This window comes from Luteimonas sp. Soil_C_16, from assembly GCF_057657295.1.
The window spans coordinates 33,678-56,014 of record NZ_JBDGIS010000008.1 but is presented as its reverse complement, the minus strand read 5'-3'; the positions used below and the strand labels follow the sequence as shown (position 1 = coordinate 56,014).

18 protein-coding genes and 1 riboswitch are annotated in these 22,337 nt (G+C 68.6%); of the genes, 4 read left to right on the top strand and 14 right to left on the bottom strand.

The features are described from left to right. Nucleotides 1–4: 4 nt before the first annotated feature. The 6 genes from dxr to AC3A5T_RS14685 form a co-directional block, all read right to left on the bottom strand. Nucleotides 5–1,183, bottom strand: a complete 1,179-nt coding sequence (gene dxr / locus AC3A5T_RS14710; RefSeq protein ID WP_487629184.1) for a 1-deoxy-D-xylulose-5-phosphate reductoisomerase — start codon at nucleotides 1,181–1,183, stop codon at nucleotides 5–7. Between the two features lie 43 nt (nucleotides 1,184–1,226). Continuing rightward, the gene (locus AC3A5T_RS14705; RefSeq protein WP_332076715.1) at nucleotides 1,227–2,066 is read right to left on the bottom strand and encodes a phosphatidate cytidylyltransferase; all 840 of its coding nucleotides are present in this window, start codon (nucleotides 2,064–2,066) and stop codon (nucleotides 1,227–1,229) included. Then, complete coding sequence (gene uppS / locus AC3A5T_RS14700; protein WP_487629183.1) at nucleotides 2,063–2,830, bottom strand: polyprenyl diphosphate synthase; 768 nt, start codon at nucleotides 2,828–2,830, stop codon at nucleotides 2,063–2,065. Before uppS ends, AC3A5T_RS14705 begins: the two co-directional genes overlap by 4 nt. A gap of 19 nt (nucleotides 2,831–2,849) precedes the next feature. Further along, nucleotides 2,850–3,407 carry a ribosome recycling factor gene (frr, locus tag AC3A5T_RS14695; protein ID WP_332076717.1) on the bottom strand — a complete coding sequence of 186 codons (558 nt, stop codon included), beginning with the start codon at nucleotides 3,405–3,407 and terminating at the stop codon, nucleotides 2,850–2,852. A 103-nt stretch (nucleotides 3,408–3,510) separates the two neighbouring features. After that, nucleotides 3,511–4,239 (bottom strand): UMP kinase, encoded by a 729-nt coding sequence (gene pyrH / locus AC3A5T_RS14690; RefSeq protein WP_487629182.1) that lies wholly within the window; start codon nucleotides 4,237–4,239, stop codon nucleotides 3,511–3,513. 226 nt (nucleotides 4,240–4,465) lie between these two features. After that, nucleotides 4,466–4,768, bottom strand: a complete 303-nt coding sequence (locus tag AC3A5T_RS14685; RefSeq protein WP_487629181.1) for a hypothetical protein — start codon at nucleotides 4,766–4,768, stop codon at nucleotides 4,466–4,468. Between the two features lie 236 nt (nucleotides 4,769–5,004). Between AC3A5T_RS14685 and AC3A5T_RS14680 the strand changes: the two genes are divergently transcribed. Next, a complete protein-coding gene (locus tag AC3A5T_RS14680) occupies nucleotides 5,005–7,950 on the top strand; it encodes a bifunctional diguanylate cyclase/phosphodiesterase (protein WP_487629180.1) in 2,946 nt (981 codons plus the stop codon). A gap of 95 nt (nucleotides 7,951–8,045) precedes the next feature. Here AC3A5T_RS14680 and AC3A5T_RS14675 read toward each other — a convergent pair whose 3' ends face one another. Both AC3A5T_RS14675 and gcvP read right to left on the bottom strand, forming a co-directional pair. Further along, nucleotides 8,046–10,103, bottom strand: a complete 2,058-nt coding sequence (locus AC3A5T_RS14675; RefSeq protein ID WP_487629179.1) for a putative bifunctional diguanylate cyclase/phosphodiesterase — start codon at nucleotides 10,101–10,103, stop codon at nucleotides 8,046–8,048. 194 nt (nucleotides 10,104–10,297) lie between these two features. Further along, nucleotides 10,298–13,186: an aminomethyl-transferring glycine dehydrogenase gene (gcvP, locus tag AC3A5T_RS14670; RefSeq protein ID WP_487629178.1), complete on the bottom strand. Its 2,889-nt coding sequence runs from the start codon at nucleotides 13,184–13,186 to the stop codon at nucleotides 10,298–10,300. Nucleotides 13,187–13,271: 85 nt separating this feature from the next. After that, nucleotides 13,272–13,378: riboswitch (glycine riboswitch) on the bottom strand. Between the two features lie 354 nt (nucleotides 13,379–13,732). Between gcvP and AC3A5T_RS14665 the strand changes: the two genes are divergently transcribed. Continuing rightward, nucleotides 13,733–14,968, top strand: a complete 1,236-nt coding sequence (locus AC3A5T_RS14665) for a multidrug effflux MFS transporter (protein WP_487629177.1) — start codon at nucleotides 13,733–13,735, stop codon at nucleotides 14,966–14,968. A gap of 72 nt (nucleotides 14,969–15,040) precedes the next feature. Here AC3A5T_RS14665 and AC3A5T_RS14660 read toward each other — a convergent pair whose 3' ends face one another. The 6 genes from AC3A5T_RS14660 to AC3A5T_RS14635 form a co-directional block, all read right to left on the bottom strand. After that, nucleotides 15,041–17,077, bottom strand: a complete 2,037-nt coding sequence (locus tag AC3A5T_RS14660; RefSeq protein ID WP_487629176.1) for a M2 family metallopeptidase — start codon at nucleotides 17,075–17,077, stop codon at nucleotides 15,041–15,043. 153 nt (nucleotides 17,078–17,230) lie between these two features. Continuing rightward, nucleotides 17,231–17,737, bottom strand: a complete 507-nt coding sequence (locus AC3A5T_RS14655; protein WP_487629290.1) for a hypothetical protein — start codon at nucleotides 17,735–17,737, stop codon at nucleotides 17,231–17,233. Between the two features lie 26 nt (nucleotides 17,738–17,763). Further along, nucleotides 17,764–18,027: a cell division topological specificity factor MinE gene (minE, locus tag AC3A5T_RS14650; RefSeq protein WP_055248846.1), complete on the bottom strand. Its 264-nt coding sequence runs from the start codon at nucleotides 18,025–18,027 to the stop codon at nucleotides 17,764–17,766. Nucleotides 18,028–18,029: 2 nt separating this feature from the next. Further along, nucleotides 18,030–18,839, bottom strand: a complete 810-nt coding sequence (minD, locus tag AC3A5T_RS14645; RefSeq protein WP_332076726.1) for a septum site-determining protein MinD — start codon at nucleotides 18,837–18,839, stop codon at nucleotides 18,030–18,032. A gap of 24 nt (nucleotides 18,840–18,863) precedes the next feature. After that, nucleotides 18,864–19,646, bottom strand: a complete 783-nt coding sequence (gene minC, locus AC3A5T_RS14640) for a septum site-determining protein MinC (RefSeq protein WP_487629175.1) — start codon at nucleotides 19,644–19,646, stop codon at nucleotides 18,864–18,866. Further along, entirely contained in the window at nucleotides 19,646–20,239 is a 594-nt protein-coding gene (locus AC3A5T_RS14635) for a GNAT family N-acetyltransferase (RefSeq protein ID WP_487629174.1), read from the bottom strand. The genes minC and AC3A5T_RS14635 overlap by 1 nt, the downstream gene beginning before the upstream one ends. Before the next feature lie 179 nt (nucleotides 20,240–20,418). On the opposite strand from AC3A5T_RS14635, the gene AC3A5T_RS14630 reads away from it, so the two are divergent. Together AC3A5T_RS14630 and AC3A5T_RS14625 are read left to right on the top strand one after the other, a co-directional pair. Then, a complete protein-coding gene (locus AC3A5T_RS14630; protein WP_487629173.1) occupies nucleotides 20,419–21,633 on the top strand; it encodes a sensor histidine kinase in 1,215 nt (404 codons plus the stop codon). Nucleotides 21,634–21,652: 19 nt separating this feature from the next. Then, nucleotides 21,653–22,294, top strand: coding sequence for a response regulator (locus AC3A5T_RS14625; RefSeq protein WP_159678569.1), 642 nt, complete (start codon nucleotides 21,653–21,655; stop codon nucleotides 22,292–22,294). Nucleotides 22,295–22,337: the final 43 nt, after the last annotated feature.

The following is a 22,337-nucleotide window of genomic DNA, read 5'->3' as shown; positions in this document are numbered from 1 at the left end:
TTGCTCAATGGACGGCACCGGTTTCGATCGCCTGCGTGGCGACGCTGCGCGCGCGCGCGTCGGCATCGCGCAGCACGGCCAGCGACGCCGCGTCAGCGGCGGGAAGCGTGTCGAGCACGTGCTCGACCAGCGTGGGAATGGCTAGAAAACGCAGGTGCCCCTGAAGAAAGGCTGAAACCGCCACTTCGTTCGCCGCGTTCAGCAGCGCGGGCGCGGTACCGCCAGCCGCCAGTGCGCCTCGGGCGAGCGCCAGGCAGGGGAATGCGTCGAGATCCGGCGCTTCGAAATCGAGGCGGCCATGCTGCAGCAGATCCAGACCCGACACGCCGGAGGCGATGCGATCGGGATAGCCCAGGCCCACCGCGAGCGCGGTGCGCATGTCGGGCAGTCCGAGCTGGGCGAGGGTGGAACCGTCGATGAACTCGACGAAGGAGTGCACCAGGCTCTGCGGATGCACCAGCACGTCGAGACGTTCGACCGGCATCGCGAACAGGTGATGCGCCTCGATCAGTTCCAGCCCCTTGTTCATCAGCGTCGCCGAGTCGACCGAGATCTTCGGCCCCATCGACCACTTGGGATGCGCGACGGCCTGTGCCGGCGTCACCTCCGCGAGCGATGCGCGGCTGCGCCCGCGGAACGGGCCGCCGGATGCGGTCAGGATGATGCGGGCGACGCCGCTGCAGTCGCCATCGGCGGGCAGGCACTGGTGGATCGCGTTGTGTTCGCTGTCGATCGGCACGATGGTCGCGCCCGCATCGCGCGCGGCCTGCATCATCAGCGCACCGGCCAGCACCAGCGATTCCTTGTTGGCCAGCAGCACACGCTTGCCGGCGCGCAGCGCAGCCAGCGTGGAATCGAGCCCGGCCGCGCCGACGATCGCGGCGACGACGGTGTCGCAGGCCTCCGCATCGCGGGCGAGCGCATCGAGTGCAGGCATGCCGGCATGCGGCGTGGTGTCGAGGCCCGCGTCGCGCAGCGCCGACGCCAGTGCGTCGAGCAACGCCGCATCGGCGATCACTGCATGATCCGGTCGGTGCGTGACGCACAGCGCGACCAGTGCGGGTACGTTGCTGCCCGCCGCCAGCACGCTGGCGCGCAGGCGATCGGGATGCCGGGCGATGACGTCCAGCGCCGAGGTGCCGATCGAACCGGTGGCGCCGAAGACCGCGACCTTGCGGATCATGCGCGGCACGTCCGGCCGCGGCACGCGAAGACGGACTGCATCGTCAGAAACCGAGCCAGATCTGGCCGAACGCGAACACCGGCAGCGCCGCCAGCACGCTGTCGAGGCGATCGAGCACGCCGCCGTGACCGGGAATCAACGTACCCGAGTCCTTGGCGCCCACGTGGCGCTTGAGCAGGCTTTCGAACAGATCGCCGACCACCGATGCCAGCACGGTCAGCACCGCGACCAGCGCGACCAGCGGCAACTGCGCGACGGTCGCGCCGGCGAGCGGCGCGAATGCGACCGCGACCAGCACGCCCGCGACGACGCCGCCGGCCAGGCCTTCGACGGTCTTGTTCGGGCTGATGCGTGGCGCGAGCTTGCGCTTGCCGAACTTGCGGCCGGCGAAATACGCGCCGGTGTCGGTGGCCCAGACGATCGCCAGCGCCAGCAGCAGCCAGCGGTTGCCGTGTCCGCCGTTCTCGCCGGCGTGGATCACGCACAGCGCGGCCCAGGCCGGAATCACCGCCAGCGTGCCGGCCGCGAGCTTGAACACGCGCGCCCGGGTGTCGTGATCGGAGGCGAAGTCGTAATGGCGCAGCCACAACGTCGCCAGCAGCCACCAGACGACACCGATCATCGCCAAGATCTTCAGCAGCACCAGCGAGCCGCCGCCGGTCGCCGATGCCCAGACGATGGCCACCATCAGCAGCAGGTTCAGCGCCAGCAGCGCGGTGCGCGCCAGCGTGTCGTCGATGTCGGTCAGCCGCAGCCATTCCCACAGCGCGGCGAGGAAGATGATCGCCGAGACGGCGGCCATCCATGGCGTATTGAGCAGCAGCACGGCGGCGATGGCGACGGGCGCCATCAGCAGGGCCGCGAGGATGCGGGTGGATGTCATGGGTGGCCCTCCCCGGGCGCGTCCTGTGCGGTGGCGATCTGCTCGCCCGTCAGCCCGAAGCGTCGCTCGCGCGAGGCATAGACCTGTAGCGCCTGCTCGAGTTCCTGCGCGCCGAACTCGGGCCACAGGGTCTCGGTGAACCACAGCTCGGTGTAGGCGAGCTGCCACAACAGGAAATTGCTGACGCGCAGATCGCCGCCGGTGCGGATGAAAAGATCCGGCGCCGGCAGGTCGGCCAGCGCGACCCGTGCGCCGAGCGCGGCTTCGTCAATCTGGTCCGGACGCAGACGGCCCGCCGCGACATCCTCGGCCAGCGAACGCGCGGCCGAGGCGATGTCCTGGCGTCCGCCGTAACTGGCAGCCACCGCCAGCGTCAGCCGTGTGTTGCCGGCAGTCAGCGTTTCCGCCGCGGCCATGCGGCCGCGGATGCCGTCGCTGAAACGGCCACGCTCGCCGATGAAACGCAGGCGCACGCCGCGACGATGCAGCTCGCCGACTTCACGGTCGAGCGCGCCCAGGAACAGCTTCATCAGCGCGCCGACTTCCTCGTCGGGACGGCCCCAGTTCTCGCTGGAGAACGCGAACAGGGTCAGCGCGTCGACGCCGCGTTCGAGGCAGAAATCGATGCAGAGGTTGACGGTGCGCGCGCCGGCCCGGTGGCCGATCGCACGCGGACGCTTGCGACGCGCCGCCCAGCGCCCGTTGCCGTCCATGATGACGGCGATGTGGCGCGGGACAGGCCCGGTCGGAATCGGTGCGTTCATGCGGACTGCGGACGGACCGTCAGACCGACATCAGTTCCTGTTCCTTGGCCTTGACGACCTCGTCGACATCCTTGATCGCCGAATCGGTGATCTTCTGGATCTCGTCCTCGCTGCGGCGCTCGTCGTCCTCGGAGATCAGCTTCTCCTTGAGGAGTTCCTTGATCTGCTGGTTGGCATCGCGGCGGATGTTGCGGATGGCGACCTTGCTGTCCTCGCCTTCGCTGTGCACGACCTTGGACAAGTCGCGGCGGCGCTCTTCGGTCAGCGCGGGCAGGTTGAGGCGGATCGTGGTGCCGGCGGTGTTCGGGGTCAGGCCGAGGTCGGAGCCGAGAATCGCCTTCTCGATCGCGCCGACGATCTGCTTCTCCCACGGCGTGATCGTCAGCGAGCGGGCATCGGACACCACCACGCTGGCGACCTGGTTCAGCGGCATGTCCGAACCGTGGTAGTTGACCTTGATGTGGTCGACCAGCGCGCTGGACGCGCGGCCGGTACGCACCTTGACCAGCGTGTGCTTGAGCGCTTCGACGCTCTTGGCCATGCGGGTCTGGGTGTCTTTCTTGATGTCGTTGAGCATGGGCAGCCCCGGTCCGTGTGCGAATCGGACGATTATAAGCGTCCGGGACCGACCACGGGGCCGGGGGATGCTGCGGCGCCGAGCAGCGCCGCGCGCAGCAGGCTCAGCTGCGGCCCTGGACCAGCGTGCCGATCGGTTCGCCGCGCAGGATGCGCAGCAGCACGCCGGCCTGGCTCATGTCGAAGATGCGCAGCGGCAGGTCGGAATCGCGCGCGAGCGCGAAGGCCGCGGTGTCCATGACCTCGAGACCCTGGCTCAGCACCTCGTCGTAGGTCAGGCGGTCGTAACGATTGGCATCGGGCACCTTCTTCGGATCGGCGTCGTAGACGCCGTCGACCTTGGTCGCCTTGAGCAGCAGATCCGCGCCGATTTCGATGCCGCGCAGCGCGGCGCCCGAATCGGTGGTGAAGAACGGGCTGCCGACACCGGCGGCGAAGATCGCGATGCGGCCCTTTTCCAGATGGCGGATCGCGCGACGGCGGATGTAGTCCTCGCAGACGTCGTTGATCTTGATCGCGCTCATCACGCGCGCACGTGCGCCGCGCTTCTCGAGCGCGTCCTGCATCGCCAGCGCGTTGATGACGGTCGCCAGCATGCCCATCTGGTCGCCGGTGACGCGGTCCATGCCGGCCGCGGCCAGGCCCGCACCGCGGAAGATGTTGCCGCCGCCGATGACCAGGCCGACCTCGGCACCGGCCTTCTGCGCCTCGATGACTTCGTCGGCCAGGCGACCGATGACCTTGGGATCGATGCCGTAATCCTCGTCGCCCATCAGGGCCTCGCCGGACAACTTGAGCAGGACGCGGCGGTAGGCGAGCGGGGCAGACGACATACGGTGACTCCGGGGGCGAGGACGGTGCGGATTCTAGGGGATCGACGCCCCCCGTGCGCGAAGCATCCATCAGCATTCCGTTATGTCGCATCCCGACGATCCGCGATCGCAACGGAGTCGCGCCCGCTGGCGTCGCGATGCATCGCGACGTCATGCACGCCCGATGACGGATGCATCTGCGGGGCTGCGCCGACGATGCGTCCATCGGCGCGCGTCCTTGTCGAACTCAATCCTGTGTGTGTGTGCGCCCGTCGTGTGTGCGGTCGGACGCGTCGCCTGCACCCGCTTTGTCGTCGCTGTCGTCTCCGGTCACGACGGGCGGCGGAACGCCTTCGACGTGGCCGTCGGCATGGACGCGCCGTTCGAACGAGGGGCCGGCCGTGAGCGATGTGTCGTTGCCCTCGGCCGAGGGGTTGTCGTCGTGGGCGTAGGCGTCGCCGCGCGCCGCCTTGCGGTCGTGGATCGCCACGTGGTCGCGCTGTTGCGGCTGGTCGGGATTGGACGCCGAGCGGGTGTCTTTGCTGGACATGGGCAGGTTCGCGAGCGGGGGAAGGACCACCGTGGGTGGAGCAGCGGCCACGCACCGTGAAAAGTGCGCGCGTTTTTCCGGATCGATGGATCGCTTTCGTGCGGCTTTCAGATTTTTCTCAGAGCCGGGCGCGGCCCCTTTCCCGGCATGCTTCGTCTTCCAGTGCAGGAGTTCAGGGTCCCCCGTGGGCGGGCCCGCCAGACGACACGATGCTTACGGACGTGACGACAAGACGGTTGCGGCGACTCCGTTCGGCCCGCTCGATCCGCAACACCGGCATTCTGCTCGGCGTGGTGCTCACGGCGGGCCTCGCCACGCTCGTCCTGCTCGATCGCGACGCGCGGCTGGACGCGGCGTCTCGGCAGAGCATGGCGCTGGCCACCGGCACCGACCGTCTGCTGCACTACGAACTGCGCAACATCGAACGCGCGTTGCGGGGCATCGCCGCGGAGCGGAGGGCCGACGCCGCGCTGCCGCCGGCGCTGGCGGGTGACAGGCTGGATGTCTGGATGGCCGGCGTCATCGACCGCCACGATGAACTGGAATCGATAGCCGTGTTCGACCGGTCCGGGCGCGCGCGATCCGGCGCCGTTGCGGATGCGCGGGTCAGCGACTGGCTGGCCACGCTCGATCATCGGGCGGGCCCGCTGGTCGCAGGCCCGCTGCTGCCGCAGGGCAAGGGTGGCACGCTGCCGCTGGCGCTCGCGGCGGACGATGCGTGGATCGTCGCCCTGTTCCGGACGCGCGAACTCGAAGGCATGGTCGATTCGCTCGACGTCGGCGCGGAGGGCAGCGCCACCATCTACACCCAGGCCGGCGTCGTGGTCGCGCGCTTCGGCCGCACGGGTACGCACGTCGGCAAGCACGTCGATCTGCCGCCGGAAGTGCGGGTGGAGGGCGCGCGTTTCAGCGGCGATCTGGTCAGCCAGCTCGACGGTGTCGAGCGCAAGGTCGCCTTCAGCAACACCAGCGATTACCCCTTCGTCGTCAGCGCCGGCATCGGCTTGCACGAAGCTCTCGCGCCCTGGCGCCGGTACGCCGTGTCCGCGTGCGTGCTCGCCTTGCTCTACTGGCTGGTGTTCGGCCTGGTGGTGCGACGCGCCCGCAAGGACGAGATCGCGCGCGAGGCGCTGATGGCCGAAGTGGAGGCGCAGGCCGAGTGGCTCCAGCAGGCCCAGCTCGCGTCCGGGACCGGCGTGTGGCGCATGTATCCCGCCGCGGGCTACGTCCGCGCCACCGAGGAGATGGCGGCGCTCTACGGACTGGACAGCGTCGACGGCCGGATCCCGGTGCAGGCGTTCATCGATCGCATCCACGACGACGACCGGCCGCGTATCCAGACCGAGCTCGCCGCATCGCAGATCGACCAGCTGCCCTTCGTGCAGGAATACCGGGTGGTGCTCGACGACGGCGCGTCGCGGTGGCTGAAGATCCGCGGCGCGACCGTCCGTGATGGCGCGGACCCGGTGATGACAGGCACCGCGCAGGACGTCACCGAACGCCGCGATGCGCAACAACGCATGGAACGCGCCGAACTGCAGTTCCGGCACATCTTCGAGCGCAATCCGCTGCCGGCCTGGGTCTACGACCTGGAGGATCTGCGCTTCCTCGCGGTCAACGAGGCGGCCGTGGACACCTACGGCTACAACCGCGAGGACCTGCTGCATATGGCGGTCACCGATCTGCTGGCGCCCGAAGACCAGGCCGCCGGCCGTGAAGCGCTGGCACCGGGGGGCGGCCACGATGCGCAGGACCGGCCGTGGATGCTGATGACGCGCGATGCGCGGCATGTCGAAGTCCGCGTGCACGCGCGCACGATCGAACTCGACGGACGGCCGGCGCGACTGGTGCTGGCCGAGGACGTCAGCGTCCGCATGAGTTACGAGCGCGATCTGGCCTGGCGCGCCAACCACGATCCGACCACCGGCATGCTGACGCTCGCCGCACTGGCCGACCAGCTCGATTCGCACTGCGCAGCCGACGGCGGGAGCGGTTTCGCCATCGCCTATGTACAGCTGCGCGATCTGGAACTGATCGCGCCGACGCTGGGCCGCCGCGCGGGCGAGAACATCCTGTGCGAGGCAGCCGCACGCTTCAACCAGGTCGCCGAGCGCTACGGCGCCTGCGGCTACATGCCGTCGGAGACGTTCGTCATCGCCGCGCTCGATCCGCGCGAGCGCGACGCCATGGTCGCCGCGCTGCTCGCGGCGATCGGCATTCCGGTCGAGGCCGAAGGCGGCACGTTTCCGCTGGAAGCCTGGATCGGACTGGCCAGCGGCCCGTGCGAGGACGGCGGGGCCGATAAGGTCATCGGCCATGCGGCGCTGGCGTCGCTGCATGCGCGCCGGGAGAACCTGCAGGTGGTGCACTACAGCGCGGCGATGGCCGAGCACGCCTCGAGCCGGCTGGCGATGGTGCGGCAGCTGCGCCAGGCGCATGAACGCAGCGAGTTCGAGCTGCATTTCCAGCCCATCCATCGTCTGCACGACGGCAGCCTCGCCGCGATCGAAGCCCTGCTGCGCTGGCGCCAGCCCGATGGCAGCTACGTCTCGCCGGCGCAGTTCATTCCGCTGTGCGAGGAGTCCGGGCTGATCGTGCCGATCGGCGGCTGGGTGCTGGAGGAGTCGGCGCGCATGCACGCGCGTCTGGTCGCCGCGGGCCTTGGTGATGTGGCGATCGCGGTGAACGTGTCCGCGGTGCAGTTCGAGGCCGACATGACGCCGGAATCGATCCGGCATCTGTTCGAACGCCACGCATTGCCGCCGCGCGCGCTGCATCTGGAGCTGACCGAAAGCGTGCTGCTGCGGCATCCCGACGATGCGCGATCGCTGATGGGCACGTTGCGCAACGAAGGCCTGTGCCTGTCGATCGACGACTTCGGCACCGGCTTTTCGAGCATGGCCTATCTGCGCGAACTGCCGCTCGACCATCTGAAGATCGACCGCGCCTTCGTGCGTGACGTGACGGAGGATCCGCGCAGCGCCGCGATCTGCCGTGCGTTGATCGCGCTCGGCCATGGCCTCGGACTGGCGATCATCGCCGAAGGCGTCGAAGAGGCCGAGCAGCTCGAATGGCTGCGCGCGCACGGCTGCGACCAGGCGCAGGGCTACCACCTCGGTCGCCCGATGCCGATCGACGCGCTGCTGGAAAGCCTGGCCGAGGAGACCAGCGAGATCGATTGACGCCACGCATCCGCGCCACCGGTTTCGGCGCGCAGCGCACGCGCCGTCGGCTGCGGATCACCGGATCCGACGCCTCCCGCGAATCCGGTGCGACGTCAGAGCCGCGCGCCGATCGCCGCGGCGTCGCCGGGCATGCCGAAGTGGAAGCCCTGCAGCGAGGTGCAACCCAGTTCGGTCAGCAGCCGCTGCTGCGCCTCGGTCTCCACGCCTTCGGCGATCACCGACAGGTTCAGCGTGCGACCGAGCGCGATGATCGCCGAGACGATCGCGGCATCCTCGCTGCCGGCGACGAGATCCTTGACGAAGGCGCGGTCGATCTTGAGTTCGCTAGCCGGCAGCCGCTTGAGATACAGCAGGCTCGAATAGCCGGTGCCGAAATCGTCGATCGAGATCTGCACGCCCAGCGCCGACAGCCGTTGCAGGATCGCCAGACTCGCTTCCGGGTCGTGCATCGCCGTCGATTCGGTGATCTCCAGGATCAGCGACGAGGGCGGCATGCCGTGGCGGGCGAGCGCCTCCTTGATCTTGCCCAGCAGGCCGGGCGAGCGGAACTGGGTCGCCGACAGGTTCACCGACACCGAGGGGACATCGCGACCGAGCGCGCGCCATTCCATCAGCTGGCGGCAGGCCTCGTTGATGACCCAGCGGCCGATCTCCAGGATCAGACCGGTCTTCTCGGCCAGCGGAATGAAGGTGTCCGGCATCACCAGACCGCGCTCGGGGTGGTGCCAGCGCAGCAGCGCTTCGAGGCCGACCAGCGGGCCGTCGGGCGCGCGCAGCTTGGGCTGGTAATTGAGCGTGAACTGGTCCAGCGCCAGCGCGCGTCGCAGATCCTGGATCAGGGCGAGCTCGGCGTGCGCGCCGCGATTCATCGACGGCTCGAAGAAACAGTAGGCGTTGCGGCCCTGGTCCTTGGCCGAGTACATCGCTGCATCGGCATTGGTCATCAGTTCGCGCGCGCTGGTGCCGTCGGCGCCGAAGATCGCGATGCCGATGCTGCCGGTCACGTTGAGTTCGCCGCCTTCGATCTGCACCGGCATCGAGACGGTCTGCAGCAGCTTGTCGGCCAGCGTCGCGGCATCGCCCGGCTCCTTGATGTCGGCGAGCACGACGAACTCGTCGCCGCCCAGCCGCGCCAGCGTGTCCTCGGCGCGGATCTCGGCAGCCAGGTGACGCGCCACCTGCAGCAGCAGACGATCGCCGACCGGATGGCCATAGGCATCGTTGACCGCCTTGAAGCCGTCGAGATCGACGAACAGCAGCGCGAAACGGTTGCCGTTGCGCACCGCGCGGCGGATCGCGTGTTCGAGGCGGTCCTCCAGCAGCAGACGGTTCGGCAGCTTGGTCAGATTGTCGTGCAGGGCGAGATAGGTCAGTTCCTGGTTCGCCTTCTTGAGCGAATCGCTGAGCAGGGTGGTGCGCTCCTGCAGGCGCCGGTCGAGGATCGACGTGGTCAGCGCCAGTCCGAGGATCGCGAACGTCGTGGCGCCGACCAGGCTGGCCAGCCACTGCGGCGAGATGCCGCCGGCGATCGCGGCACCGCAGATGCTGCCTTCCGGGAAGCCGGCCGCAGCCATGCCGGTGTAGTGCATGCCGACGACCGCCACGCCCATCACCAGCGCGGCCAGACTGCGCGCGCGCACCACACCTGCGCCTTCGCGGCGCAGCGAGAACGCGATCCACAGCGCCGCGCCGGCTGCGGCGATCGCGATCACGATCGACAGCGCGAACCAGCCCGGGTGGTAGTCGCTGCCCGGCTGCATGTGCATGGCTTCCATGCCGACGTAATGCATGGCGGCGATGCCGGCGCCGAGGATCAGCGCCGCGACACCGAGCTTGCGCATGGGCAGGTCGCGGCCGGAGACCACGTGCAGGGCATAGGCCGAGCTGCAGATCGCGATCAGCAGCGAGTACAGCGTCACCGCGAGGTCGTAGCCCTGCGGGATCGGCAACTGGAAGGCCAGCATGCCGAGGAAGTGCATCGACCAGATGCCGAAGCCCATCGCCACTGCGCCGCCGATCAGCCAGCTGCGCGAGGCCCAGCCGTCGCTGGCCGCGATCCGGCCGGCCATGTCGAGCGCGACATAGGACGCGAAGGCGGCGACCACATACGAGATGGCGACGAGCAGCGGGTTGTAGGTGCCGACGAGCATGGGACTGACCGGAACGGGAGGCTGAGCCTGAGTAGCAACCCGCGTGCCAATGTCGAGATCCGGTGAAGACCGTTGCGACGCGGCACGAATCCGCGCAGGGCCCGGACACAACAAACCCGACCGCACGGTCGGGTCAGGTTGTGACGCAATGCGCAGATCGACCGGCGTGACGCCGGCCGCTCAGACGCTGCGGATCAGACGACGTCGGGTTCGCTGAAGGCTTCCGGCTCGTCCTCGGCCGACCCGACCGGGATGCAGCTGCAGAACACGTTCTTGTCGCCGTGCACGTTGTCGACGCGCGCGACCGGCGGCCAGTACTTCGTGTGGCGCAGCGTCGCCAGCGGGAACGCGGCCAGTTCGCGCGGGTAGGCGTGGGTCCACTCGCTGGCGGTGACCTGCATCGCCGTGTGCGGCGCGTGCTTGAGCGGGTTGTCCTCTCGGTCCAGACGGCCGTCCTCGATCGCGCGGATCTCGTCGCGGATCTGGATCATCGCGTCGATGAAGCGGTCGAGTTCGTGCAGCGATTCGCTTTCGGTCGGCTCGACCATCAGCGTGCCGGTGACCGGGAAGCTCAGCGTCGGCGCGTGGAAGCCGAAGTCAATCAGGCGCTTGGCCACGTCCTCGGCGCTGATGCCGGTCGCGTCCTTGATCAGGCGCAGATCGAGGATGCACTCGTGCGCGACCAGATCGTTGCGGCCGGTGTAGAGCGTCGGGTAATGCGGTGCGAGGCGCCTGGCGACGTAGTTGGCATTGAGCAGCGCGACCTGGGTGGCGCGGCGCAGACCGTCGGCGCCCATCATCGCGATGTACATCCAGCTGATCGGCAGGATCGACGCCGAACCGTGCGTCGCCGCCGAGACCATGCCCACCTCGCCATCGCCGCCGAGCGCGCGCGGCAGATACGGCGCGAGATGCGACTTGACCGCGCACGGGCCGACGCCCGGGCCGCCGCCGCCGTGCGGAATGCAGAAGGTCTTGTGCAGGTTCAGATGGCTGACGTCCGAGCCCCATTTGCCGGGCTTGGCCACGCCGACGAGGGCGTTCATGTTGGCGCCGTCGGTGTACACCTGGCCGCCGTGCTGGTGGACGATGTCGCAGATCGCGACCACGTCTTCCTCGAACACGCCGTGCGTGGACGGGTAGGTGATCATGATCGCGGCCAGGCGATCCGAGTACTTCTCCGCCTTGGCGCGGATGTCGTCGACGTCGACGTTGCCGTCCTTGTCGCAGCGGGTCACGACGACGGTCATGCCGACCATCTGCGCGGACGCGGGATTGGTGCCGTGCGCGGATTCGGGGATCAGGCAGATGTCGCGATGGCCCTGGCCCTGCGCCTGCTGGTAGGCGCGGATCGCGAGCAGGCCGGCGAACTCGCCCTGCGCGCCGGAGTTGGGCTGGAAGCTCACCGCGTCGTAGCCGGTGATCTCGACCAGCATCGCTTCCAGACCGTCGATCAGCTCGGTGTAGCCGACGGTCTGGTCGGCCGGCGCGAGCGGGTGGATGTTGCCGAACTCGGGCCAGGTGACCGGAATCATCTCGGCGGTCGCGTTGAGCTTCATCGTGCACGAGCCCAGCGGGATCATCGTGCGGTCCATCGCCAGATCGCGATCGGCCAGCGTGCGCATGTAGCGCAGCAGTTCGTGCTCGCTGTGGTGCGTGTTGAACACCGGGTGGGTCAGGAATTTCGTGTCGCGCGCGAGTGCCGTCGGGAGTGCGTCAGCAGTCGCGCCGTCGAGTGCTTCGATGTCGATCCCGGCGCCGAAGAGCTTGGCCAGCGCGACGACTTCATCGCGGGTCGTGGTCTCGTCGAGGCTGATGCCGACCGACGACGCGTCGATCGCGCGCAGGTTGAAGCCGGCTGCACGCGCCTTGCCGTGCAACGCATCGGCGTCGACGCCGGTCACGTGCAGCGTGTCGAAGAACGCATCGCCGACGCGGACGCCCGCCTGGCCTAGCGCGGCGGCCAGGATCGAGGCGAAGCGGTGCGTGCGACGGGCGATGCGGGTCAGGCCGTCGGGGCCGTGGTAGACGGCGTACATCGACGCCATCACCGCCAGCAGCACCTGCGCGGTACAGATGTTCGACGTCGCCTTCTCGCGGCGGATGTGCTGCTCGCGGGTCTGCAGCGTCAGGCGATAGGCCTGGTTGCCGGCGGCGTCGACCGACACGCCGATCAGGCGGCCCGGCATCGAGCGCTTGTAGGCATCGCGGCAGGCCATGAAGCCGGCATGCGGGCCACCGAAGCCGAACGGCACGCCGAAGCGCTGCGAGTTGCCGACGACGATGTCGGCGCCCCAGCGGCCCGGCGCCTGGATCAGGGTCAGCGCCAGCAGATCGGTCGCGACCGCGACGATGCCGCCGCGCGCGTGCACGGCATCGGCGACTTCGGCGTGATCGCCGATGCGGCCGAAGGTGTTCGGGTACTGCAGCAGCACGCCGTAGCTGTCGGCGTCCTTGGCGTCGGCAGCGGGGCCGATCAGCAGCTCGATGCCGAGGCCGTCGGCACGCGTGCGCAGCACGTCGAGCGTCTGCGGATGCACATCGTCGGCAACGAAGAACACGTTGGACTTCGACTTCGCCGAACGCTTGGCCAGCGTCATCGCTTCGGCGGCGGCGGTCGCTTCGTCGAGCAGCGAGGCGTTCGCGATGTCCATGCCGGTCAGGTCGGTGACCATCGTCTGGAAGTTGATCAGCGCTTCCATGCGGCCCTGCGAAATCTCCGCCTGGTAGGGCGTGTAGGCCGTGTACCAGGCCGGGTTCTCGAGGATGTTGCGCAGGATGACGTTCGGCGTGTGCGTGCCGTAGTAGCCCTGGCCGATGACGCTGCGCAGCACGGTGTTCCGTTCCGCGACCTTGCGGATCTTCGCCAGCGCGTCGACTTCGGTCATCGCGTCGGGCAGGGCGAGCGGCGCGCGGGAGGCGATCTTGCCCGGCACGATCGCATCGGTCATCGCATCGAGGGAGTCGTGGCCGACCACGCCGAGCATGTGGGCGATCTCGGCATCGTTCGGGCCGATGTGGCGTTCGACGAAGGCCGAGTGGTGTTCGAGGTCGCGCAGGGTCGAAGCGGTCATGGCAGGCATCCGTCAAAAGGGGCTCTGGAATGCCGGCGTCCGCCACTGTCGATCCGCGTCGCGGACGACGATGGCCGAAGACCGCCGGTCTTCCGCGTGCCCCTCTGTCCTTTTGCCTGAGAGTTTGGAAGCGGTGCGCTTCGTGCCCCTTCGGCGCCGGGTGCGCCATGCAGGCGTTCCGGTCTCTCCAGAGTGTTGCCGTTGCAGCGGTACGGGGCCTGAGCGATTCCGGGCGGTTGCGCCTACGGCAGGGACGCTCTCGAGGAGCGCCCGCTTCTCCCACTGCATACGCGACGCAGTATACCGGCCACGTTGCGCGCCCGCGCGTGTCGCGGCGGCCCGACGGAACGCGCCGTTGCCGGGGCGTCGGCATCGACCGGCCTATGATGTCGCGCTTCCAGGCGGCCGCCGCGCCGCGCCCGGTCCGTGAATGCGGACGACTTCCGGTGTCCCGATGTCCGAATGCCTTTGTCCTGTCGTCGCGCGTGCGCCGGCGTCTTCCGATGCGCCCGTCGTCGCCCGCACGTGGCGGGTGGGCGCGTGAGACAGCCACGCATGCCGTCGATCCGCACGCTGGCCCTGCTGCTGGCGGGTCTGGCGATGTTCGGCCCCTTCTCGATCGACACGATCTTTCCGGCGTTCCCGGCGATGGGCGGCGATCTGGATGCCGACCCGGCGGCGATGCAGCAGACGATCGCGGTGTATCTGATCGCCTACGCCCTGATGAGCATCGTGCACGGGCCGTTGTCGGATGCGATCGGCAGGCGTGCAGTGATCCTCGGTGGCCTGGCGATCTTCGTGGTCGCGTCGGTGGGCTGCGCGCTGTCGACCGATCTGACCACGCTGCTGGGCTTCCGCGCGTTGCAGGGCCTGTCGGCGGGCGTGGGCCTGATCGTCGGCCGCGCGGTGATCCGCGACGTGCTGCAGGGCGACGATGCGCAGCGGCTGATGAGCCAGGTCATGATGATCTTCAGCATCGCGCCGGCGATCGCGCCGATCATCGGCGGCTGGCTGCTGGGCTGGGGGCGCTGGCCGCTGATCTTCTGGTTCCTGGTCGCGTTCTCGCTGGTGCTGCTGGTGGTGGTGTGGCGGTGGTTGCCGGAAACCCATCCGCGCGAGCACCGGATCTCGCTCGCGCCGCGGCGTTTGCTGCGCGACTACGTGTCGATCGTCGCCAACCGGCGTTTCCAGCGCATCGCCGCGGCGGGTGCGTTCAACTTCTCGGCGCTGTTCCTGTACATCGCGTCGACGCCGGTGTTCGTGGTCGACGTGCTGGGCCTCAACGAGCGCCAGTTCGGCTGGTTCTTCGTACCGATGATCAGCGGCATGATGCTCGGCTCCTGGGTGTCGGGGCGCGCGGCGGGTCGCATCACCGGCACGCGGCTGGCCAACATCGGCTTCGCCTGCAGCGGTGTCGCGGTGACGTTGAACGTCGCCTACAACCTGCTGGTCGACCAGCCCGCGATTCCGTGGGCGGTGATGCCGGCGATGCTCAATTCGTTCGGCATCGCGCTGACGTTCCCGATCCTGACGCTCGCGATCCTCGACATGTATCCGCGCCAGCGCGGTTCGGCGTCGTCGCTGCAGGCCTTCACCGGTCTGGTGCTCAATGCCGCGGTTGCCGGCCTGCTGTCGCCGCTGGTCAGCCACCAGCCGTTGCTGCTGGCCGTGACCTCGGCAGCGTTCATGCTGGTCGGCTGGATGTTCTGGCGCTGGGAACTCGCGCGCGGCGCACGACCGCCGGGCTGTCCGCGCGATCCCGCATCATTGGAGCCCACCGACCAGATGTGAGTCCGGTCGTCGGCGGAAACGAAGAAGGGCCGGCGGATGCCGGCCCTTCTTCGTGGTCCACGCGACGCTGGATCAACTCTGCGTGGGCGCCGGTGCGGCCGGCTGCGCGGCCGGCGCAGGCGCGGGCGACTGCGCGGTGGCCGGTGCGGTCCAGCCGCAGGTCTTGCCTTCGTTCTGCTCGGTCAGCCACGTCTGCAGCGGTGCGAAGTACTCGAGCACCGGCGCGGCATCCATCTGCTCGCCGCCGGTCAGTTCCTTCAGCGTCTGCTGCCAGGGCTGGCTGTTGCCCTTCTCGAGCATCGCCCAGAACTTCTCGCCGGCGGCCTTGTTGCCGTAGAAGCTGCACTGGTTCAACGGGCCGGTGTAACCGGACGCATCGCACAGCGCCTTGTAGAACTGGAACTGCAGCACGTGCGACAGGAAGTAGCGCGTGTAGGGCGTGTTGCCCGGCACGTGGTACTTGGCGCCGGCGTCGAAGAATTCCTCGCCGCGTGCGGTGGCCGGCGCGACGCCCTGGTACTGCGCCTTCAGCGCCCACCACGCGCTGTTGTAGTTCTCCGGGGTGATCGAGCCGTCGAACACGCCCCAGCGCCAGCGGTCGATCATCAGGCCGAACGGCAGGAACGACACCTTCGCCAGCGCCATGCGCATCTGCGAGTTGACCAGCGATTCCTGCGTCTGCTGCTGCTCGCCGACCAGTCCGATCGACTGCAGGTACTGCGGCGTCATCGACAGCACGATCGTGTCGCCGATCGCCTCGTGGAAGCCGTCGTGCGCACCGGTCTGGAACAGCGGCGGACGGCCGTTGTAGGCGAGGTAGTAATAGACGTGGCCGAGCTCGTGGTAGATCGTCGTGAAATCTTCCTCGTTCGGCTTGGTGCACATCTTGGTGCGCACGTCCGGCTGGGCATCGGCACCCTCACCGATCTTGACGCCCATGTCCCAGGCGCTGGCGTGGCAAACCACGTCGCGGTCGCGCGGCTTCACGAACTGCGTCTTCGTCCAGAAGCTCTCCGGCAGCTTGGGCATGCCCAGCGAGGTGTAGAAATCCTCGGCGCGCTGATTCATGCGCTTGGCGTTTTCGGTCAGCGCGGCCTGGGCGATGTCGGCGCGGCGATCCGAATCGATCAGCGCGTTTTCCTTGACCATGCGTTCGTTGAGCAGCGCCTGGTAGTCCCGCTCCAGCGTGCCGGTGATGTCGAGGTCGCCGGCATTGGGGTAGGGCTGCAGCACGTCCCAGAGGTTGCCCCAGTCCTGCTGCCACATGTTGCCCATCAGATGCGCCGGCAGCAGGCCGCCTTCGACGGTGCCGCGGCCGGGATAGCGCGCTTCCAGGCGCGTGCGCGTGTAGCAGTGCAGCTGCTCGTACAGCGGCTTGACCTGGTTCCACAAACGGTCGGTCTCGGCGGCGAGCTCGGCCGGCGGCATGTCGTAGCCCGAGCGCCAGGCCTCACCCGCATCGGCGAAGCCGAGGTCGCGCGACCCTTCGTTCACGAGTTCGACGAATCGCGTGTAGTCCGCGCGCATCGGCTGGGCGATCGTGTGCCAGCCCTGCCAGGCGTCGAGTTGCGCGTCGTAGTCGCGGCTGCTGCGCAGCACGTCTTCGAGCTGGCCCAGCTGGCGACAGCTGCGCGCTTCGCCTTCGCCGGTGCAGTACTGGCCGGCGCCGTAAGTGCCCTCCATCCTCGACGCGATTCGGGTCAGTTCGGCGAGGTGTTCGGGATTGCGCGGCGGCGGCATCGATGCGCCGAGCTTGAGCAGGTTGATCGCGCGCGCGGTCTCGGGCGACATCTGCTGGCCTTCGAACTTGCGCGACTGTTCGATCCAGCTGTTGAGCTGGGCGAGGTAGCGCTCGTTGTACTTGGCGGCCAGCAACTGGCTGTCGTCGTTGATGTAGGTCGCCGACAGCCACTGCGAGGCGGTCAACTCCGGCATCAGGGCACGCACTTCCTCATTGACGCGGGCGATGAACTGGTCGGCGGTCTCGCCGGCCGGCGCGGCGGCAGGGCCGGTCGGCGTCGCGGCATCGGGCGATTCGGACCGGTTGCAGCCGGCGAGCGTCAGGCTCGCGGCCACGGCGAGGGCGAGCAGGGCGTGGCGTTGTTTCACGGACAGCTTCCGGTCAGCTAGGGAACGGGGAGGCTAGTGCGCCGCCCACGGGGCTGCAAGTGGCGATGCGCGGGGCGCGGAATGGCCGTGCGCGCACGCGCACGCGATGCGGATTCGAATCGCACGCGCGCGCGTCGTGCCGCGTCCACGCGTCTACGGCGCGTTGGCGTCCCGCCGATCGAGCGCCGGCAGCAGATCGCGCGCGACCAGCCAGCTGCGCGCGTCCTCCGCATCCTGTTCGAACCACGCACGCGCCGAGCCGAGGCGGAATGTGTAGCCCCAGGTGTCCATGTCCGCCATCAGGCGTTCGCGGCCGACGCCCGGCAGTGTGTCGGCGAGCACGATCTGCAGGTAGCAGGTCGCGTCTTCTTCCTCGACCGAATCGGTCGCATCGGTGTGCACCGCGGCGCGGCGCTCGGCCGGCAGCACGATCAGATGGCCGGCCTCGTGCAGCAGCGAATGCACCGGCGTGTCGCCGCGCGCGTGCACGTCGGTGCCGATGATCCCGGCCTCCGGCGCGCCCCAGTAGCTGCCCGGAATCGGCGCGCCGTCGGGCACGCGATGCAGGGTCAGGCCGTAAGCGGCGAGCAGGGCGGCGGGCGCGTCGAAGCCGATGTCGGCCAGACACAGCACGTGCCCGGCCGCGTCGGCCGTGTCGATGTCGCGTGGCGCATCCACCGTACGACTCAGGCGGTGGCCTGACGCTCTTCGGGCAGGGCGACCGAGATGTCGAGCACGTCGTGGTCGCCGTCCTTGACCAGATCCACCTTGACCGCTTCGACATCGATGCTGACGTACTTGCGGATCACTTCGAGCAGCTCGCGCTGCAGCAGCGGCAGGTAATCGGGGGCGCCGCGATTGGTCCGCTCCTGCGCGACGATGATGCGCAACCGGTCCTTCGCGATCGAGGCGGTGTTCTTCTTCGGCTTGAGGAAATCGAACATACCCATGATCAGCCTCCGAACAGCTTGCTGAAGAAGCCCTTCTTGTCGGTGGCCGTGAAACGCATCGGGCGCTCCTGGCCCAGCAGGCGTGCAACCGCGTCGTCGTAGGCCTGGCCGGCATTGGACTCGGCCGACAGGATCACGGGTTCACCCTTGTTGGAGGCATTGAGTACGTCGCCCGATTCGGGAATCACGCCGATCGTCTTCAGGCCCAGCACTTCCTCGACGTCGGTGATCGACAGCATTTCGCCGGTCTCCACGCGCGCGGGGCTGTAGCGGGTCAGCAGCAGGTGTTCCTGCACGCGCTCGCCGTTCTCGGCGCGGCGGGTCTTGGACTGCAGCAGGCCGATGACGCGGTCGGAGTCGCGCACCGACGACACTTCCGGATTCACCACCACGACGGCGCGGTCGGCGAAGTACATCGCCAGGAACGCGCCCTTCTCGATGCCGGCCGGGGAATCGCAGACGATGTACTCGAAACCGTCGTCGGCCAGTTCCTTGAGCACGCGTTCCACGCCTTCGGTGGTCAGCGCGTCCTTGTCGCGGGTCTGCGACGCGGCCAGCACGTAAAGATTGTCGAACCGCTTGTCCTTGATCAGTGCCTGCTTGAGCGAGGCTTCGCCCTGCACCACGTTGACCAGGTCGTACACCACGCGGCGCTCGCAGCCCATGATCAGGTCGAGGTTGCGCAGACCCACGTCGAAGTCCACGACCGCCGTGCGCTTGCCCTGGCGGGCGAGGCCGATGGCGATGCTCGCGCTGCTGGTGGTCTTGCCGACGCCGCCCTTGCCCGAGGTGACTACGATGATTTCAGCCAAAACACATCTCCTGGTGTGTCGCCGTCACTCGAGTGCGGCGATCTTCAATTCGTCATGCTCCAGCCAGACCTGGACGGCCTTGCCATGGAGTTCGCGGGGAATATCGTCCAGCACTTTGTAGTGGCCCGCTACTGCGACCAGCTCGGCGTGGAAACTGCGGCAGAAGATACGCGCAGTCGCGCTGCCCTGTGCGCCTGCCAGTGCACGGCCGCGCAACGGGCCGTAAATGTGGATGGAACCGTCGGCGATGACCTCGGCACCGGCCCCGACCGAGGACAGCACGGTCAGGTCGCGATTCTGGGCGTAGAGCTGCTGGCCCGAGCGTACCGAACCCGCCTGCATCAGGCCCGGCTCGACGGCCGCGGCGGCCGGGGCGGCCTTCGCGGCCGACGGCGGCGCGGCAGCAGGCTCCGGCGCTGCGCGCGGGGGCGCCGGTGCGGGCGCGGCGTCGGCGTTCTCGTACTGGGCACGGAACTTCGACAGCACCGGCAGATCCAGCGATTCGGCGAGCGCGGCATTGGCCGGGTTGCCCCAGGCCAGCGCGACCGGCAATGCGCCGGCATCGCGCAGCGCATCGATCAGCGCCTGCGCGGTGGTCGTGTCGGGCAGCTCGGCCAGGCCGCCGAAATCCAGGATCACCGCGGCGCGCTCGAAGAGCTTGGGCGCGCGCGTCACGCGGCTGCGCATTTCCTCGGCCAGGCGCGCGACGTCGAGCGTGCGCACGCGCAGGTTGGCGATGCCGACCTGGCCGATCTTCAGTTCGCCGGCCGGTTCGAAATCGGCGGCGGGGGCGGGGCGGGACGCCATCAGGCTTTCGTCTCCTCGGTGGTGCGGGCACGCACGCGGGGGCGGCCCAGCCAGGGTTCGTCGGGCAGCGCGCCGCCGTAGGTCTCGCGCACCCATGCATAGCTGCACAGGTCCTTGACCAGCATCGACGCCCGGATGTCGGTGCCCGGCATCACGTGCTGGCCCACCTCGCGGAATCCGAAGCTGCCGTGGAACAGGCGCACCGGATCGTTGTCGTGTTCGAGGAACACTTCGCAGGTCAGCAGCGGGTGGCGGACTTCGGAATAGCTCTGCACATCGGCGTAGAACGCGCGGCCCACACCGCCGCCGCGACGGCGGCTGGCGACCACGACGCGGTCGATGTAGAAGAAATCGGGGTAGTGCGATTCGAACCAGCGGAAGTTGCTGCTGTCGTGGCCGCTGCCGGCGCCGAAGCCGATCAGGAAGCCGACCATCCCGCCATCGCGTTCGGCGACCCGGAAATACTCCGCGGTGTCGTGCAGGTGGCGAAGACGGGCCGCATCCAGCGGCAGGATCGAGGGACCGGCGGCGTTGTTGAGTTCGAGGATGGAATCCAGCTCGTGCGCATGCACGTCGCGGACGACGATCGACATTCCAGACTCCAGAGACTACCGATGGACGCGCGAGACGACCGGTCTGCGGCGCTCCTGCCGCTGCGCGTCGCACAGGGCCGGATTATTGCATGACGGGGACCACCGGGCGACCGGCCGCGACACCGGCGGCATGACTTCAGGCCCGTCCGGACGCGCCGACATGTGCCTAACATGCTGGCATGCTCCGTGATCTGAACCACAATCGTCTGCTCCGCATCGCCGGCCTGTTCACCTGGGCGTTGACCGGCCTGCCGTTGCTGATGCTGTCGCTGGCGCCGGTGGAGCAGCTGACCGCCGGCGATGTGCGCGTCACCCTCGACAGCTGGCCCAGCTGGGCGGCGTGGGCGGTGTTCGGCCTGAGCTACGCCTGGCTCACCCGCGGGCTCGGCGAGCGCCGGATCCGCGCATTCGATCATCTGTTGGTGCTGCTGCTGGCCGGCAGCGCGATCGGCATCAGCTACTACAGCCAGAGCGGCCTGGGCAGCATCCTGCTGATGGTCGTGGCCTGCGTGCTGCCGTGGCTGCTGCCGCTGTGGGTGGGCGTGGCGCTGCTGGTGGCCTGCGAGTTCGTCATCGTGCCGGTCTACGTGCGCGGCCTGGATTTCACCTGGCCCGAGGCCGTGCTGCAGGCGGCGCTGTACGTCGGCTTCACCGGCTTCGCCTTCGTCACCGGCTTCGTCGCGCACCAGCAGGCCCAGGCGCGAGAAGAGCAGCGCCGGCTCAATGCAGAACTGCGCGCGACCCGCGCGCTCCTGGCCGAGAGCGTGCGCGTCAACGAGCGCACCCGCATCTCCCGCGAGCTGCACGATCTGCTCGGCCACCATCTCACCGCGCTGAGCCTCAATCTCGAGATCGCCAGTCACCTCGCAAGCGGGCAGGCGCAGGAGCACGTGGGGCAGGCACAGACGCTGGCCAAGCTGCTGCTCAGCGACGTGCGCGAGGCGGTGAGCCAGTTGCGCGACGACGATGCGATCGACATGCGCGCGACCCTGCTGCCGCTGGCCGAGCATGTGCCGAGCCTGCAGGTCGACATGCAGTTGCCGGTGCAGTTCGTCGTCGACGATCCCGAACGTGCGCACGTCCTGCTGCGCTGCACGCAGGAGATCATCACCAATGCCGTGCGCCATTCCGGCGCCAGCCTGCTCCGCCTGCGCTACAGCCATGACCGCGACACGATCCGCGTCGATGCGCGCGACGACGGCCGCGGCGCAGAGGCCGCGCGCATCGGCAACGGCCTGACCGGCATGCGCGAGCGCCTCGCGGCCTACGGCGGCACTCTGCACGTGGAAACCGCGCCCGATCGCGGTTTCGTACTGAAACTGGAACTGCCGCTGGCGGATGCGACCGGCCTGCGCGATGCTGCGCGGCGGGGCGAAGCGCAGTCGCCGGCATGAATCCGCAATGGGAGGCACCATGATCCGAGTCTGCCTGGTCGACGACCAGACCCTGGTGCGCCAGGGCATCCGTTCGCTGCTCGCGCTCGACGGCGGCATCGAAGTGATCGCCGAGGCTTCCGACGGCCGTCAGGCGGTCGAGACGATTCCCGAGGTCAAGCCCGATGTCGTGCTGATGGACATGCGCATGCCGGCGATGTCCGGGCTCGAAGCCATCCAGGCCCTGTCGCGCGCGGGCACGCTGCCGCCGACGATCATCCTGACCACCTTCGACGACGACCAGCTGGTGTTGGCCGGACTCAAGGCCGGCGCGAAGGGCTATCTGCTCAAGGACGTGTCGCTCGATCAGCTCGTCGGCGCGATCCGCACCGTCGCCGGTGGCGGCTCGCTGGTGCAGCCGGCGGTGACCCAGCGCCTGCTGACGGGTCTGGAGCAGATGCGCAACGAGTTCGTCAGTCTCGACAAGCCGGATCCACTGACCGATCGCGAGACCGAGATCCTGCGCCTGATGGCCGGCGGCTTTTCCAACAAGGAAATCGCCAACTCGCTGGGTGTGGCCGAAGGCACCATCAAGAACCACGTCTCCAACATTCTCTCCAAGCTCGGCGTGCGCGACCGGACCCGCGCCGTGCTCAAGGCCTTCGAGCTGCAACTGGTCTGAGCGGCAGCGCGCGCGCCGACGGGTGCGCGGCAACGCCGGCGTT

Coding starts and splice junctions, on each gene's coding strand:
- AC3A5T_RS14635 (WP_487629174.1), bottom strand. CDS start 20,239: ATGTCGATCGTCGTCCGCGACGTGCATGCGCACGAGCTGGATTCCATC.
- minE (WP_055248846.1), bottom strand. CDS start 18,027: ATGGGTATGTTCGATTTCCTCAAGCCGAAGAAGAACACCGCCTCGATC.
- uppS (WP_487629183.1), bottom strand. CDS start 2,830: ATGAACGCACCGATTCCGACCGGGCCTGTCCCGCGCCACATCGCCGTC.
- pyrH (WP_487629182.1), bottom strand. CDS start 4,239: ATGTCGTCTGCCCCGCTCGCCTACCGCCGCGTCCTGCTCAAGTTGTCC.
- AC3A5T_RS14665 (WP_487629177.1), top strand. CDS start 13,733: ATGCCGTCGATCCGCACGCTGGCCCTGCTGCTGGCGGGTCTGGCGATG.
- minC (WP_487629175.1), bottom strand. CDS start 19,646: ATGGCGTCCCGCCCCGCCCCCGCCGCCGATTTCGAACCGGCCGGCGAA.
- AC3A5T_RS14705 (WP_332076715.1), bottom strand. CDS start 2,066: ATGACATCCACCCGCATCCTCGCGGCCCTGCTGATGGCGCCCGTCGCC.
- dxr (WP_487629184.1), bottom strand. CDS start 1,183: ATGATCCGCAAGGTCGCGGTCTTCGGCGCCACCGGTTCGATCGGCACC.
- AC3A5T_RS14685 (WP_487629181.1), bottom strand. CDS start 4,768: ATGTCCAGCAAAGACACCCGCTCGGCGTCCAATCCCGACCAGCCGCAA.
- gcvP (WP_487629178.1), bottom strand. CDS start 13,186: ATGCCTGCCATGACCGCTTCGACCCTGCGCGACCTCGAACACCACTCG.
- AC3A5T_RS14625 (WP_159678569.1), top strand. CDS start 21,653: ATGATCCGAGTCTGCCTGGTCGACGACCAGACCCTGGTGCGCCAGGGC.
- frr (WP_332076717.1), bottom strand. CDS start 3,407: ATGCTCAACGACATCAAGAAAGACACCCAGACCCGCATGGCCAAGAGC.
- AC3A5T_RS14630 (WP_487629173.1), top strand. CDS start 20,419: ATGCTCCGTGATCTGAACCACAATCGTCTGCTCCGCATCGCCGGCCTG.
- AC3A5T_RS14675 (WP_487629179.1), bottom strand. CDS start 10,103: ATGCTCGTCGGCACCTACAACCCGCTGCTCGTCGCCATCTCGTATGTG.